The organism is Maribacter litoralis (assembly GCF_902506355.1).
Classification (GTDB): domain Bacteria; phylum Bacteroidota; class Bacteroidia; order Flavobacteriales; family Flavobacteriaceae; genus Maribacter; species Maribacter litoralis.
The window spans coordinates 4,342,983-4,358,553 of record NZ_LR733271.1 but is presented as its reverse complement, the minus strand read 5'-3'; the positions used below and the strand labels follow the sequence as shown (position 1 = coordinate 4,358,553).

Sequence of the window (15,571 nt, the reverse complement as noted above, 5' to 3'; positions counted from 1 at the left end):
CGTGAAAAGCCTTTCTCCAGTGCATCTAAAATTTAGGTTCATCTTCTGACATGGCATAAAAAAAGCCCCTTAAAGAGGCTTATATCGATAGCAATTATCTCTAATTATTGGCTTGTGCAACGGTTACCATTGTTGGCAATAGTTATTTTACTTTCTGTTCAAATTTAAAAGACTGTTTTTCATTTGTAACTACAATCTCATAAACTCCCTTTTTCAATCCGAGATTACAATTATCTTTTTTACTTTCAACTTCTGTAATATCAATTGGAACAGCTAAATTTATATCTTCCCCTTTTTTAAAAGCTAAAACCATAATTGGAAATTCAATTTGAATATCAGTTAGTGAAATAGAAACGTTTTTATTTCCATTTTCGAATAACCAATTAGGTCTATCATCAATATATTTTGTATTTGGATGAAGAACAGCTATATCAGTCCAAGCCTTTCCACGTTCATAGCTTAATGGTTTATTATCTTTGTCAATAATTACTGACGATTCTTTAATATCTAATGCTTTCAAAAGAGGATGATTGTATTCAGGTTTACTTTTTTCACTATAAACTACTTGATTAATAGTCAAAGGATTTATGTTTGTAAATTCAGTTAATCTTCCAGCCATTGCTTTTTCCCAAGAGCTATGATTTCCTTCTAAGGCGTGGTCATAACCGCAATGGATTAAGAATTTTTCATTTGGTTTGGAATTGATTACATTCTCAATATTTTTTGCTTGTTCAATCTCTCTTGGTTTCCCACTTCCTTTCCCCATATTTTCATAAGCAAATAGTATATATCCAATTTCAAGAGCATCTCTAACTAAATTACCAAATTGAGGGTCTTTTATATACAAACCCGTTTTTTGAACTGGGTATTTTCTTTGATTAAGAGCTGAAATTAAACTATCATTATTTTTTAATGCCTCAAGGCCTAAATTTTTATACCCATTTTCAAATAGCTTTTGAAGAAGTGATTTTGTAAATACTCGATGAAACGAATTGTGGTGAGCTTCATTGATAATTATTACTTGATTCTCCTTTGCTTTTTCTATAATATACTCACTTGCTTTAATTTTCGAATACTTCTGATTAATAGAATCTATTTGGGATTTTGAAAAGTTTTTTTCTCTTGTTCCCATTGCCAAATCCCATTGAATTAAAGCATTTTTATAGTCTCCTTTTAAAGCATAGTTAGAAGCTGAAATTTGATACTTCCAAGGAACAGTATCTTTTTCAACTTTATTCTCTATTTCAGTTGAAAACATATATTCTGGTTCAAAATCAATTTTTTCAATCACTCTTTTTTCTTCTTTACAAGAAGTGAATAAAATGATGATTGCAAATAAGTAAAATGTGTTTTTCATAATTATTGCCAACAATCGTATATGTACACAATTGCACATATATCATATATATAAGTTTTAAATCTAGGAGATTTTAACAATGTAAGAAAGAAAAATTGTACAAAAATTGTTATTCGTAAACCTGCAGTTTAGTTTTATGGTAAAGCTATCAACAGGTCAATATTACAGTTCGGTACCTAAAAACTACAATTGGGTTGTTATTTATTTTATTCCGGTGAAAAAGAGATCATGTTTGTTCTTTAATAGGGTAGCTTTAGAAAGCTAATGACTTCTAAAAGTAAATCCCTAATTTTAAAAATCAGAAACCGATCAATTTAAGCTTACAAACATGAGTAGTTTTTTAAAGGTAGTTAGAATAGCAATAATCATAGCCTTGGTTATGGAACTGGTTCGGTTGCTTCTATCTGATTGGGAAAGCATAACATTATATGGCGAAATGCAATTTACAGGTATAGCCTTTCTCTACTCTTTTATGCTATCTATGGTTAATATGTATTTCAGCGACTATATCTCTAAAAAATATAGTTGGGAGAATGAAACCAAAAAACGGCTATGGTACGGTGCTTCTGGCTCAATTATACTAACGGTATTGGCGTTTGGTGCGGTACGTGCGTTTACAGAAATTTATATTTTTGGGCACAGCTTTTATGAGTTTATAGCAGGGGAAAAAGTAGAATATTATTTTTACGCGTTACTGGTAACCTTGGTAGTATCGCTGTTTTTACATGCCTTTTATTTTTACAAAGCATTACAAGATACCAAGGTAAAAGAGCAGAAAATTATTGCTGGTTCGGCATCTGCAAAGTTCGATGCTTTAAAGAATCAGCTAGATCCACATTTTCTATTTAATAGTCTCAACGTGCTTACCAGTCTAATCGAAGAAGATCCTATGCAGGCGCAAAAATTTACTACATCTTTATCTAAAGTGTATAGGTATGTATTGGAGCAGAAGAGTAAAAATCTAATTTCGGTCGATGAGGAACTTAAGTTTGCACGAACCTATGTGCGACTTTTAAAAATGCGTTTTGAAGATAGTATCGTATTTGAAATTCCTGATGAGGCAACAGATCCCGAGGCTAAAATTGTACCGCTATCGTTACAGTTATTATTAGAGAATGCGGTGAAGCACAATGTGGTAACATCTTCAAAACCATTGCATATTAAAATCTATGAAGAAGACGGCTATTTGTATGTGGTCAACAATTTGCAAGAAAAGCAGGTTGTTAAAAAGAGTAGTGGTGTAGGGCTACAAAATATTCGCCAGCGGTATGCCATTCTTACCAAAAAGGAAATGCAGATTTTTAAGACCGCTAAAGAATTCAAAGTACGTTTGCCCATGTTGACAAATGCCATATCGTTTCGAGAAACCCAGGCATCGCACATTAGTGCCAAGCGTTATGAGAAAGCAAAAGAACGTGTAGAACTCATAAAGGGTTTCTATGGCAACCTTACATCCTATTGCATTGTTATACCCGTACTCGCCTATATCAATTTTACGACGACAAGTTTTGTTTGGGTCATTTTCCCTGCCATTGGTTGGGGTATTGGCTTAATTGCCCACGGTTTAAAGGCATATGGTTATAATCCGTTATTTGGCAAAGGCTGGGAAGAGAGAAAAATAAAGGAATTCATGGAGAGAGAAAACTTTTAAATGAATTTTAAATAGAAACACTATGAAGCTAACAGAAGACATAAAAGCAGCAATTAGTGATAGTGTTCTGTGCTGGTTGGCAACATCTTCTGCCGATAACATGCCCAATGTATCACCCAAAGAAATATTCAGTTGTTTTGAAGATGATACGATTATAGTAGCAAACATAGCGTCACCACAAACGGTAAAGAATATAAGAGCGAACAAAAATGTTTGTATCAGTTTTATAGACGTTTTAAAGCAAAAAGGATTTCAGTTGAAAGGTGAGGCTGAAATTGTAGTGAAATCATCTTTAGACTTCTCTAACATGGAAAAAGTACTTCTTCTACTTACAAAAGGAAATTTTCCGTTTGCTACCATTACCAAAATTACCGTTACTAATGCAAAACCTATTATAGCGCCTAAATATCTACTGTATCCTAATACCACAGAGCAAGAGCAAATTGAAAGTGCGAAGAAATCATATGGTTTTTGAAGTGATTTGTTTCTAGTAAAGACAACTTTATACAATTCAGTCGTAAAAAATTACAACTGGGTATTTCAATTTTTCAAAACCTGTTTAATCTGCCGAAATTTGAAGTAAGGAATTAAATTAACGATCACCTAAAACTTTAGAAAGATGGAATCAAACTTCACAACCGACAGAAATTATAAGTACGAAAAGGCAAAAGAAAAAGTACAAGCTATTAAAGGATTCTATGGCAATTTATTGGCATACTGTATCGTAATCCCATTTTTGGCATATATCAATTATAATACAACAAGTTTTCTTTGGTTTATTTTTCCTGCACTAGGCTGGGGATTCGGTCTATTGATGAACGGACTTTATGCTTACGGGTATAGCCCATTTTTCAGTAAGAAATGGGAAGAGCGTAAGATCAAAGAATTTATGCAAGAATCATAACCTAAAAAACTAAAGATCATGGAAAACACAAAATATAGAAGAGCAAAAGAAAGAGTTGAAGAAATTAGAAAATTTTATGGTAAAGTAGCCTCGGCTATGTTAACCATTATAATAGTGGCATCGATCAATTATTATTTTAATGAATGGAGAAATGCCTGGTTTCTTTGGGTAGTATTCGGTTTAAGCATTAGCTTATTTTTTAAAGCGAATAAAATCTTTAACTTGAATCCGTTTATGGGCAGAGACTGGGAAGAGAGAAAAATACAAGAGTTTTTACAACAAGAAGAAAATACAAGAAGATGGAACTAAACGAATTTGAACAATCGGATAAATTAATAAGAGCCCAGAAGAAGGTCAAAGAATTAAAAGGGTTTTATATTCACTTACTTGTGTATGTACTGGTAAATTTATTTCTTATGACGATTACCATTACGGCAATTATGTCTGCAGGAGAATCATTTACAGAGGCTTTGTTTAATATAGGTACTTTTTCTACTCCGTTTTTCTGGGGAATAGGTTTGGCTTTTCATGCAGCAAAAGTATTTGGCTTTAATCCTTTCTTTAGTAAAGATTGGGAACAGCGCCAAATCAGTAAATATGTAGAGCAAGAGGAAAGAGATGCCGAAAATTTTAGATAATATGGAAACTAATCTACCAGACGATAATCTTGTAAATGAAGAATTTAGTAGGTTGTCTAAATATGAAAGAGCGAAATCAAAAGTGGCAAGTATAAAACGATTCTATAATCACGTATTGGTTTTTCTGATCATAAATATCATTCTGTACTTCTTAAGAAATAAGTTCGTTTTCATTTTGGTAAGTAAAGAAGCATTCGGTAATCCTGAGTTTTTAGATTGGATTGATTGGAATGTCTACGGCACTACCATTGTTTGGGGAATTATACTGGCCATACATGGAATTACTGTTTTTGGTAACATTTCATGGCACATGAAGAAATGGGAAGATCGAAAAATTCAGAAATACCTAAACTCCTACAACGATTAAAGCAAACCACTAAACCATAAATACAGACCATGAAGACCATTATCATTGAAGATGAAAAACCAGCAGCTAGACGTTTGGGCAGAATGTTAGAAAGTTTGGATCTAAACGTTTCTACCATGTTGCATTCTGTAGAAGAGGCTATTAATTGGTTTCAAGAGAATGAACACCCCGATTTAATTTTCTTGGATATTCAATTATCTGACGGACTCTCATTTGAGATTTTTGATGTCATAGAAGTACATAGTGCCATAATATTCACTACCGCCTTTGATGAGTATGCATTAAAAGCTTTTAAATTGAATAGTATAGATTACTTGTTAAAACCAATAGATGACGAAGATCTTGAACAGGCGGTCAAAAAATACAGAAAACGGTTTGCATCTGCAGGTGAGCCAAACAAGATCGCTTTAGATTTTGATGATATTAAAAAGTTATTGGTAAATCCGTTAGAGCGTGAATATAAGAAACGTTTTACGGCAAAGGTTGGGCAGCATTTAAAAATCATCAATTCAGAAGATGTGGAGTGTTTCTATAGCGAAAACAAAGGCACTTATGCCGCTACAAAAGATGGTCGTAATTATCTGTTGGATACTACCTTAGAACAGTTGGAAGATGAACTGAAACCACAGGTATTCTTTAGGGTCAGCAGAAAATTCTACGTGAATATTGATCATATAAAAGATATTGTTTCCTATACAAATTCTAGATTACAGATCAAGTTGAATAACAATCAAGATCACGAAATAATCGTAAGTAGAGAGAAAGTGAAAGATTTTAAGCTTTGGTTAGAGTAGAGGGGTTAATGTGTTGATAATAGGTTATTTGCGATAAAGGTCCTCCTCCTCGTCAATTCTATTTTCATCAAAAGCAGACGGTAATAATTTCGGTATCAACTTAATGAATATGGGTAGAAGAATGGCTCCGCCCGGTAGAATAAAAATGGCTAAAGACGGTATGCTTTTAAAAATATCTAAAAGCTGATTTTGAACCTTCTTTTTTTCTTCATCACTAAGATCTCGCACTGTTGATTTAGATAGCAGTGCTACCAATTCGGCACTTTGAGATAGTTCTTTATGTAACCTTTTGCTATTTCGTAGTATAAGTTTCTTCACCAACTTACCCATGCTATCATAAAATTGCATGGCTAAATTCTTTTCCTTTAAATAAGGTATGGTCTCGAAATTAAGTTTAAAGAATTCGGTAACGTCGGTAATGGAAGTTGAGATAATTGTTCTGTCGAAACCCAAATCCTTTCCTATTCCGAAAATAAACTCAGATTCTGTATAATCTAATGAATGATCTTCCCAAACGGTAAGGCAGGCCATATCAAGCAAATATCTATTTTCCCAATTGTCTTTATTGTTAAGTAATCTTTCGCGGTAAGATCCATCAAAGCTATTCTCGGCACAATTGATATAGGTTAAGGAAGAAGCCAGCAATTGAGATAGCTTATTGTCTTTTCTGTCCAGCTCTTTAGAACTTAATGCATGGTAAGTAATATTGATGGCTAAGTATTCGATTTCTTCAGCTTTTTCCTTTAAGGCAGGGTAGTCCTTTAAAAAGTGTTTAAAAAGCAGCACATCAATGAACAATAGCGAATTGGTAATAAGGCTATTAAAAGTTTTACTGATGATGTTGTCCTCAATATAAATTCTAGAGGTCATTAACTTTTCTAGCTTGGCAGAAGTTTTCTTGCCGGTAAACCACTTATCAAAAAAGCTTTCGTTGTTGATTTTTAAAAGTTCATAGAACTTGAATACCTGTTCTATAAAGATGGAATAATCTTCACCACCTTCAATACGGTAGGTAAAGTATAAAGCGTGCAATAAGTTGATTTTTGCCTTTTCGTCTTCAGAAAGGGCATGTTCAAGCTCAATAAACTCTGGTACGCCAGAATTTAACCCATATACGAATCCGCTTTTTTTAAGCGTACCATATAAAGCTTCAAAAGTTGGGAAAGCGTTTTGGTGTCTTTGAACCACCGAACCATATTTCTCGATCCAACCAGAGGAAGACGGGTTCATATCTTAATAATTTAACACTGCAAAGTTAGCTAATTATTACTTCACACATATTTATAAATAGTTACTTCTACGATACTGAAGGGTTTACGCTTGTACCGGAATATGGGATTAAAAATAAAATTTAATTTTTTTTAAGAAAAAATGAACCTTCTCTTTTTTGCTGCGTAAGTAAGGGTGATTCTAATCTAAAAAAAGAGATAATGAAAAAATCAAAATTATTTATGGGACTTGGGGCTTTGGCCCTTGTAGGAGGTCTTTTAGTGGCGGCAGATCACATTGATGCGCCAAGTGCTATGGGAACCACGGCAGATATTGCCGATTTTTATGCTTTTGAACCAACAGAAGGTTCAGACAATACCGTTTTTGCGGTAGACCTACAATCTAATGTACTGCCAGATTTGGCGTACGGTACATTTGATGAAAACGTATTATTGGAAATTAATATCGATACCGATAACGATTTGGTAGAAGATTTAGTAATTCAGGCAATACCAAGAGATGGTAAAATGTATTTCTTTGGTCCGGTTGCACCTAGTGAAACAGGTTTAAACGGAGCGGTAATGGTAGATGCACCATTAGGATCGGTAGACATTTCTGCAGAAACAGCCATTGTTGAAACTACCGATAGCGGAGTTTCTTTATTTGCAGGACCACGACAAGATGCTTTTTTCTTTGACTTCTTTCAGTTCAATGAGGTAATTGGTGGTACGGCTCCATTAGGTTTTAAACCGGCTGGTGACCCAGATTCTACTGATGACGACGATGAAACTGCTGTAGATACTTTCGACGGTGCCAATACAATGGCTGTAGTGGTTGAAATACCTAATAGTCTTTTAGGTGCTACAACAGGTCAAAATGCACTTGGTTTAGAAGTGTACAAGACTTGGGTAACTACAAATGTTAAGCAATAATAACTTTATAAAATATAGTAAGATGAAATTTAAAAATATAAAATATACGTTTTTGTCTCTTTTGGCAGTTGCCGCATTAGCTTCTTGTAGCGATGATGATGATGACAATACACCAGTAGTAATTACACCAACATGTGATGACGGAATAATGAACGGTGATGAAACCGGAGTAGATTGTGGTGGTACATGTACGCCTTGTGAAGATGCTATGGAGCCAGAAGCACCAGATTTTACAGGAACTTATGCCCAAGTAGATTTTATGGGTAGACCAGGTATCAATACCGTATTGAGTGCCGATGGAGATATTAAAGATTCTCATAATATGTCTATTCCTTCAGAAATGGCAGCGACTTTTCAAGCTGATTTTGAGGCAAGGTTAGAAGCATATCACGATGTGTATGCGAACATATTAGGTGCAGATCCAAATGACGTTGACTATGAGGTTAATATTTTAGGATTGGATGCTCCAACATTAACAGGATATTTAGCTGCCGATGTATTGGAAGTAGCACCGAATTTACCAACAACATACTTTAATCCAGGTACCGACGCAGATGATGATGGTAGAATTTTGGTTCCAGACGGTGATGAAGTAGCGTTAACTGGTAGATTACCACAAGATGATGTTATCGATGTTTCATTGATTTTATTGTTCGGTGGTATGGAAGGAGACCGTTTTAGTGGTCAAGATACCGATGATGATGGTATGGCAGACTTGCCAAGATTAACCTCAGATGGCGTTGGGCTAACCGCTACTGTAGGTACTACGTTCCCATATTTGGGAGCGCCAGAATAAGAAGTTGCCTTCACCTTACTTATTGTTAGTGGTAGGTAAGACTGGCACGTCCCTAAATTGTTTATGAAAGAGAAGGGAAGGGAGAGTTGAAAGGCTCTCCCTATTTTAAACAATCCACAAAAAACAACATTATGAAATTGATAAAGCTTTTAATTATAGTAGTACTGGTATCATCATGTAATACTAAAAATCATGAAACAGTTGCAAATAAAAAAGATTACGACAAGTATTTAGTCGCAAATGAGATTAAGACCACATCAAAATATTTTGATCTTTGGAATTCTAAAATAAGGCCAGATAGCATGCAGTTAACCAGCTTTGGTATCGTTGGTGGTGAATACAACAGGTATTTTCAACAAACTGGAGATATCGAGTTTTTGATGAAGGCCGAAAAAAGTTTAAAAAGGGCAGTTGATATCGCAAATATTGGTAAGCCTGGTTTTTACAGGGCTTTAGCAAGAAATTATATTTCCCAGCACCGTTTTAAAGAAGCATTACATTTAACAGATTCTGCAGCGGCAATAGGTGGCGATAAAACCGAAAACCAAAGTTTGTACTTTGATCTTCATATGGAACTTGGTAATTACGATTTGGCAGAAAGCTATTTAGATAGTTTAAAGAATATGTCAGATTTTGGATATATGATTCGAGTAGCAAAATGGAACGATTATAAAGGTGATTTGGATACGACCATAAACTTTATGGAAAAGGCTAGAGCAAAGGCAGAATTGTCTAAGAATAAAGATTTAATGCTATGGAGTTATACCAATCTTGGCGATTACTATGGGCATGCCGGTAGAATTAAAGATTCGTACGATCATTATTTAAAGGCTTTGGAAATAGATAATAACAATGCATATGCTAAAAAAGGTATTGCATGGATCGTTTTTTCAAACGATAAGAACTCAAAAGAAGCTATTCGCATTTTAGATTCGGTGACCAAAACTTATAATGCGCCCGATTACTTTTTGCTAAAGGCAGAAATAGCAGACTATGCAGGTGATGATTTAATACGCACAAAAAACTTAGATGAATACTTTACAAGAGTAAAAGACAAAGCATATGGCGATATGTATAATGCATATAACCTAGGCTTGTACATAGGAGAAACCAAACAATATGATAGCGCTTTGGCTTTGGCACAAAGAGAGGTTGATAATAGACCTACCCCAGAATCTTATAGTTGGTTGGGCTACAGTCACCTAAAAAATGGGGACAAAGAACAGGCTATGGAAATTATGGATACCTACGTATATGGTAAAACATTTGAACCTGCGTTGCTTTACCAAGCAGCCGAAGTTTACAAAGCAAACGGAAAAGACGCAAGGGTTAAGGAGATAAAAGGAGAATTAATAGGGGCTATATATGAACTAGGTCCCGGTATGGAAAAGCAAGTCCATGATTTGTAATTGATTGCCCAATTATATTCATTTCATGTTTGTTTTAGGTTGGATTGTTTTTTTTTCAACGCCACGACGTAAAGTCGTGGCGTTGTTATTATTATGCATTTCGTCGAATATTTGGTTTTTTTTAACAGGCGCATAGATGAAATACATATATTTATCGACCAAATGCATTCTAAAGTTCGCCCCACGACTTTATAATGCAGACTAAAAGTAACCAAGTAAAACATATAGTGTTATGGAATACCTACTCTTTACATTATGGATAAGTTTAATGATTTTCATGGTCGGCAGAGCAATATTCGCTTATAAATCGTTGCAAAAGACCCTTCACAAAAAGAATAGTTCTATTTAGATCAATTTTCTTAGAAGAACCGGTAACAGTAATAAGTCTAGTATCAACGCGGTTACTAGGGTTACGCTAATGATCAACCCTATGGTTACACTGGGTTGATGAATTGAAAATAGCATCACCATAAAGCCGAAGAACAAAATGATGGTGGTGATGACCAATGCCCTTCCTGTTTGGGCAAATGTTTTCTCAATTGCCGCTTCTTTATCCAATCCTTGGGTTATACCTAATTTATACTTCCCTAAAAAGTGGATAGTGTCATCTACGGCAATTCCGAATACGATCGCGAATACTACGGATAAGGATGCTTCTAACGGAATACCTAGAAAACCAAGCATGCCACCCGCAAACAAAATGGGTAGTACATTGGGTACCAATGATATCAAGAATATTTTAATGTCCTTAAAAACAAAGGCCATTATAACTCCGATCAATAATAGTCCGTAAAGCAAACCTTCAAGAAGGCTACTTCTTATGTATTCAGAATTTTTATCCAACAAAATACTTTTACCCGTTACCTTAATTGTAATGAGCGAAGAATCTAGCTTGGTTTTAGCAAAATCATCAATATTGTCATAAACAACTTTAAGGTTATCGGTGCCAATATCTTGTAATCGCCCATTAATACGGGCAATAGATTCATCTGCATTTACAAATTTGGCTAACTGTTTACGCGCCAGTTTACGAGTATCTTTCTGGTATTTTAAAAATGTTTTCTCGTCTTTTGGTAGCGTAAAATAAGCAGAGTTGTTAAGGTTATTGGCTTTGTTCAGAATTTTATAGGGCAGGTTAGAAGACTGTAAACTGCCAATACTTTCAATAGATTTTAGGTATGAAAGCAGTTTCTCTATCTCTAAGGCAACATTATAATCGGTTACTTTATGTCCGTCAGTACTCATTACGGCAATTTCCAAAGGTCTAAAACCTGCGTAATTGTTCTGAAAATATTCAAAATCTTGAGCAATTTTACTTTCAGAGGGTAAGGTCTGCTTTAGTTCTTGATTGGTCTGTACCAAATAGATGCCCAAAACACAAAGCGAGGTAAATATTACGGTACCGACAATAATGGTTTTAGGAAAGTTTTTAGTGAACGTATTGATCTTTAAAAGGTAGTTGACCCAATTTTCAGAAATGCTTCTGCGCCCTATCAATGATTTTTCAGGAAGACTGATGAGCAGAGATCCCGTTAAGAAAATTACCGTTATATATGCTACCAATACGCCAATAGCGGCATTTATTCCAAATTCTTGAATACTCACCAATCGAGATGAAAGCAAGGTAACAAAACCCACCGCTGTGGTAACAGAGGTTAGTAAGGTGGTCATTCCTACTTCCTTCAATGATGAGGTTATAGCGGCGTAACGTGGGATGTTGCTCTGTAGTTTTCGTATATAACTATCGGTTAAATGTATCACATCAGAAGTACCCACAATAAGCATTAACACCGGGTAAAATGCCGCCATGGCATTCAGTTCCTTTCCGAGCCAACCCAAAAGACCCATAAACAGTAAAAGGGACATAGCTATGGAAAAAACAGAGATTAGAACTACCGGCATACTTCTATAGACTAAAAGAAGAATAATGAAAACCAAAATAGAGGCTACTATTGTGGTGGTAAGTACTTCGCTCTTCTGCATTTCAACAATGGCTTCATAGAAAAATGCTCTGCCCAGAATATGGTAGTCTGTTAGTTCATGCGCTTTAAGCGAATCCCTTATTTGGTTTAAAAGAAGTTTAGACTGCTGATAGTTAAGGTTGTCTTCGGTTTGTAATGCCAACACCAGAGATTTTCGATTCTTATCTATAAGAGTATTTATGAATAAGGAGTCAGCTTTTAATTTGTCCCAATCTTTTTCATATAATGAAGGATCATTAATATGAACAATAGGTAGCGTGGTATACCCGAAAGACGTTTTTAAAGGATAAGATAGCGAAGTAATAGAACTACTTTCCAATACGAATTCAAAATCTTTACTGTCTTCGGAAAATGCCTTAAATTTTTGGAGAAAATCTTGTTGAAATACATCAGACTGGTTCTTTACGGCAATCAGTAAAAAGTTGTCATCGGTGCCAAATTCTTCAACATAACTGTCATAAAAGGCGAGGTCAGGGTCTTCCTCGGGAAAAAACTGACTAAAATCGAATGAGAATTGAAGCTCATCTAACTTAGAGGCTGCCAAAACCCCCAGAAGGATAAACAGTACAACAAAAAACTTTTTAAGGAAACCAAAGCCAACCTTCATAAAAAAGTATAAGATCTATTCGGGTGCAAATTTAACACACTATAGGGTAATCGTCATGATAAGAAGCAAATAAGAATACTTTTAGTTGATGAGAATTCATCTTTATACTAAAACTACCAGTATGTCTTATAGCTCAATAAAATTGTCTAGGTACAAGGTCCAGTCGTAGTTCGTGTATTCTATGTCTATATCTTTGGTAGTAGGTACAATCTCGTTTTCTTTCAAAATTTTCTTGATACCGCTTTTTCCGCCAAAATCTCCCCTAAACCAACTGAACAGAGATGTAACCTTAACAACATTGGTCTCTGAGTTGAACTCACTGGTTTTCTTTAAATGTCTTTTGGTGCCAATTTGTAATTGCTCTTGTACACGTTCCCACTCATAAACCGCTACTGGCGGACAGTCTTTGGCTCCGCAATTCAAGGCAAAATGTATATTATATATGGGTTTGTCAACTCTTAATTTACGCTCAAATTTATTGGGGAACCATTTACGAATATAGCCTAAACCGTATTCCCATTGAGATTTTCTAATGAGTCCGTGTTCAATTTTTGCGAAAGAGACCATTTCACCGGCGATCAAAATTTGCTCCATTTTGAAAAAGCTGCCGCGGTCATCATATAATTCGGGATTTTCTTGTAGAATTACCTGTAAATAGGCATTGTAAATATTTATCCAAAAAGCCAATCTTTTATCATTGGTGTCAAGTGCGGCCGCTAGTTCTTCTATGGTAGTATTCGCTAAAACGTTCTGTATTTCTTGTGTGCCTTTTTCAGCAATGATATTCTGTAGAAAAGATTCTGATAACTCATTAAAATCAACCGATTCTTCGGTCGTTTCGGTTTGGGCTTGTACATTGGTTCTTGCCGTACATGATAAAGCAAATAAAACTGCTAAAAAGTATAGTCTTAATTTCATAAAATAGTTTTAGGTTACTTTATCTACGTAAATGTATCGTAAAGGTTCGTTTCATCTTGGTCGAATACATTATATATCGATTACATTAAGCTTTAAAAATTATAAGGTTTTAAAACTATTTCTAACAACTTACGTAGATAAAGGTAATTGGCATTAATTAAGGCTATATTTAAGAACCAAAATTCTACGATTCACCAATTTATGATCAGTATAATTATACCTGCACATAATGAATATCAAAACTTGCAGCGCCTTTTTAGTATTGCAAGTTTTTTACGACATGACCGATTAATTGAGGTATTAGTGGCTTTGTCTCCTTGTAATACAGATGAAATTGAATTATTGGACTGTATTGATAAAGTTAAACTAGTACAGTGCAAGAATAAGGGTAGGGCAGCCCAAATGAACGAAGCAGCTGGTGTTGCAATGGGTAAAACCCTTGTTTTTTTACATGCCGATGTAGTACCGCCAGCTGAATTTATTGAAAATATAATTCAAACCCTTGATAATGGATACGATGCAGGCTTTTTTTCATACCGATTTGATAAGGACAAATGGTACCTGCGTATAAATGCAGCTTTTACGGCAAAGGACGGATTGTTTACGGGTGGCGGCGATCAATGCCTGTTCATTAGAAAAGAGGCCTTTGAGCAGTTAGGACGCTTTAATGAGAAACAGGTGCTCATGGAAGATTTTGAGTTTTTTGATAGAATGAAAAAAAAGAATCTACCATATACTATTGTTAAAAATGATTTGGTAGTATCTGCACGTAAATATGAATCCAACTCATATTTAAGGGTCAACTTATCAAATTTCATATTGGTTGTACTTTTTAAACTAGGATACCCTGGCAATAAGCTAAAATCTCTTCACAATAAATTGATACGCACCCCATATAATGGTTGAAAAAATTAATGGTATTCAACAGATAGGCATTGAAGTCTTAGATGTCAAAAAAGTATTTAATTGGTATAGAAAGCATTTAGGTTTTGATATTTTATTGTTTGAAGATGAGGCGGTTGCATCATTAATGACTCGTTACACAAACAATAAGGCAGAAAGAAGAGCAGCTTATTTATCCTTAAATATGACAGGTGGCGGCGGATTGGAAATTTGGCAGTTTAAAGACCGAGTTCCCGTTGCTCCAGAAGTTCCTGTAAATTTTGGAGATTTAGGTATTTATGCCATGAAGATCAGGTGTAAAAACCTACCAGAAATGCATGGGTATCTTAAAGAATTGGGAGTGTGTAATCTATCCGAAATTTCCATAACCAATAAACCTAACTTTTACTTTGAAGATCCTTTTGGTAATCGTGTTCAGATGGTAGAAGATACATATTCGTTTTCTAGACAATCGTCATTAAATGGGGGAGTGCAGGGTGCTGTTATAGGGGTTAGTGATATGGAAAAGTCCAAACAATTCTATGCTACCATGTTGGGTTATACTATAGTGTGTTATGATAATATTGACCCTGTTCTAGATAAGATCAAAGGGAAATGTAGACGAGTTATTTTGCAACAAGAACGAATTGGTATTAGTGGTTTTGGAGACCTTTTAGGTCCTACACAATTAGAACTTGTTCAAATTTTGGATGCTGCTCCGAATAAAATTTTCAAAAACAGGCTTTGGGGAGATTTGGGTTATATACACTTATGTTTTGATGTTTCTGGTATGTCGGCAATTAGAGAAAAAGCGCTGAACAATAATTGTTCTTTTACGGTAGATAGCGCCAATAGTTTTGATATGGGCGATGCCGCTGGGCATTTCAGTTATATGGAAGATCCAGATGGCACATTGATCGAATTGGTAGAAACCCATAAAGTCCCTATTTTAAAATCCTTCGGATTATATCTAAATCTTAAGAAAAGAAACCCGAATAAAACGCTGCCAAAATGGTTGGTAAAGATTTTAGCTTTTCATAGGGTAAAAACGGATCGATAACTATCGGTTGCTGTTTTCTTCCCATATTTTGCATGAGTGTTAAACACTAAAACAGACGGAGTATT

The 15,571-nt window shown here is 34.9% G+C and carries 16 protein-coding genes; 12 read left to right on the top strand and 4 right to left on the bottom strand.

The features are described 5' to 3' along the window. Window positions 1-142: 142 nt before the first annotated feature. Window positions 143-1,357 carry a hypothetical protein gene (locus EXIGUO8A_RS18715; RefSeq protein ID WP_159304354.1) on the bottom strand — a complete coding sequence of 405 codons (1,215 nt, stop codon included), beginning with the start codon at window positions 1,355-1,357 and terminating at the stop codon, window positions 143-145. 328 nt (window positions 1,358-1,685) lie between these two features. Between EXIGUO8A_RS18715 and EXIGUO8A_RS18710 the strand changes: the two genes are divergently transcribed. From EXIGUO8A_RS18710 to EXIGUO8A_RS18680, 7 genes are all read left to right on the top strand, one after another. Further along, window positions 1,686-3,008: a 2TM domain-containing protein gene (locus tag EXIGUO8A_RS18710; RefSeq protein ID WP_159304353.1), complete on the top strand. Its 1,323-nt coding sequence runs from the start codon at window positions 1,686-1,688 to the stop codon at window positions 3,006-3,008. A gap of 22 nt (window positions 3,009-3,030) precedes the next feature. Beyond that, the gene (locus EXIGUO8A_RS18705) at window positions 3,031-3,483 is read left to right on the top strand and encodes a pyridoxamine 5'-phosphate oxidase family protein (protein WP_159304352.1); all 453 of its coding nucleotides are present in this window, start codon (window positions 3,031-3,033) and stop codon (window positions 3,481-3,483) included. 144 nt (window positions 3,484-3,627) lie between these two features. Continuing rightward, window positions 3,628-3,912, top strand: coding sequence for a 2TM domain-containing protein (locus tag EXIGUO8A_RS18700; protein WP_159304351.1), 285 nt, complete (start codon window positions 3,628-3,630; stop codon window positions 3,910-3,912). A gap of 18 nt (window positions 3,913-3,930) precedes the next feature. Continuing rightward, complete coding sequence (locus EXIGUO8A_RS18695) at window positions 3,931-4,221, top strand: 2TM domain-containing protein (RefSeq protein ID WP_159304350.1); 291 nt, start codon at window positions 3,931-3,933, stop codon at window positions 4,219-4,221. Then, window positions 4,212-4,550: a 2TM domain-containing protein gene (locus tag EXIGUO8A_RS18690; RefSeq protein ID WP_159304349.1), complete on the top strand. Its 339-nt coding sequence runs from the start codon at window positions 4,212-4,214 to the stop codon at window positions 4,548-4,550. The genes EXIGUO8A_RS18695 and EXIGUO8A_RS18690 overlap by 10 nt, the downstream gene beginning before the upstream one ends. A gap of 1 nt (window position 4,551) precedes the next feature. Further along, entirely contained in the window at window positions 4,552-4,917 is a 366-nt protein-coding gene (locus tag EXIGUO8A_RS18685; protein WP_159304348.1) for a 2TM domain-containing protein, read from the top strand. Between the two features lie 29 nt (window positions 4,918-4,946). Continuing rightward, on the top strand, window positions 4,947-5,711 hold the full coding sequence (locus tag EXIGUO8A_RS18680; protein WP_116769404.1) for a LytR/AlgR family response regulator transcription factor: 765 nt from the start codon (window positions 4,947-4,949) through the stop codon (window positions 5,709-5,711). A gap of 24 nt (window positions 5,712-5,735) precedes the next feature. Here the strand turns inward: EXIGUO8A_RS18680 and EXIGUO8A_RS18675 are convergent, their stop codons facing one another. Next, the gene (locus EXIGUO8A_RS18675) at window positions 5,736-6,941 is read right to left on the bottom strand and encodes an LETM1-related biofilm-associated protein (RefSeq protein ID WP_159304347.1); all 1,206 of its coding nucleotides are present in this window, start codon (window positions 6,939-6,941) and stop codon (window positions 5,736-5,738) included. A gap of 200 nt (window positions 6,942-7,141) precedes the next feature. Between EXIGUO8A_RS18675 and EXIGUO8A_RS18670 the strand changes: the two genes are divergently transcribed. The 3 genes from EXIGUO8A_RS18670 to EXIGUO8A_RS18660 all read left to right on the top strand — a co-directional run bounded on the left by EXIGUO8A_RS18670 (window position 7,142) and on the right by EXIGUO8A_RS18660 (window position 10,057). Next, a complete protein-coding gene (locus tag EXIGUO8A_RS18670; protein WP_116769402.1) occupies window positions 7,142-7,852 on the top strand; it encodes a DUF4331 family protein in 711 nt (236 codons plus the stop codon). 22 nt (window positions 7,853-7,874) lie between these two features. Then, window positions 7,875-8,648 (top strand): DUF4331 family protein, encoded by a 774-nt coding sequence (locus tag EXIGUO8A_RS18665; protein ID WP_236564523.1) that lies wholly within the window; start codon window positions 7,875-7,877, stop codon window positions 8,646-8,648. Between the two features lie 131 nt (window positions 8,649-8,779). After that, window positions 8,780-10,057: a tetratricopeptide repeat protein gene (locus EXIGUO8A_RS18660; RefSeq protein WP_159304346.1), complete on the top strand. Its 1,278-nt coding sequence runs from the start codon at window positions 8,780-8,782 to the stop codon at window positions 10,055-10,057. 345 nt (window positions 10,058-10,402) lie between these two features. Here the strand turns inward: EXIGUO8A_RS18660 and EXIGUO8A_RS18655 are convergent, their stop codons facing one another. Both EXIGUO8A_RS18655 and EXIGUO8A_RS18650 read right to left on the bottom strand, forming a co-directional pair. Further along, window positions 10,403-12,646: an efflux RND transporter permease subunit gene (locus EXIGUO8A_RS18655; protein ID WP_159304345.1), complete on the bottom strand. Its 2,244-nt coding sequence runs from the start codon at window positions 12,644-12,646 to the stop codon at window positions 10,403-10,405. A gap of 126 nt (window positions 12,647-12,772) precedes the next feature. Then, window positions 12,773-13,564: a DUF547 domain-containing protein gene (locus EXIGUO8A_RS18650; protein ID WP_159304344.1), complete on the bottom strand. Its 792-nt coding sequence runs from the start codon at window positions 13,562-13,564 to the stop codon at window positions 12,773-12,775. A 201-nt stretch (window positions 13,565-13,765) separates the two neighbouring features. Between EXIGUO8A_RS18650 and EXIGUO8A_RS18645 the strand changes: the two genes are divergently transcribed. Together EXIGUO8A_RS18645 and EXIGUO8A_RS18640 are read left to right on the top strand one after the other, a co-directional pair. Beyond that, window positions 13,766-14,470, top strand: coding sequence for a glycosyltransferase (locus EXIGUO8A_RS18645; protein WP_159304343.1), 705 nt, complete (start codon window positions 13,766-13,768; stop codon window positions 14,468-14,470). Further along, entirely contained in the window at window positions 14,463-15,506 is a 1,044-nt protein-coding gene (locus EXIGUO8A_RS18640; protein ID WP_159304342.1) for a VOC family protein, read from the top strand. Before EXIGUO8A_RS18645 ends, EXIGUO8A_RS18640 begins: the two co-directional genes overlap by 8 nt. Window positions 15,507-15,571 lie beyond the last annotated feature (65 nt).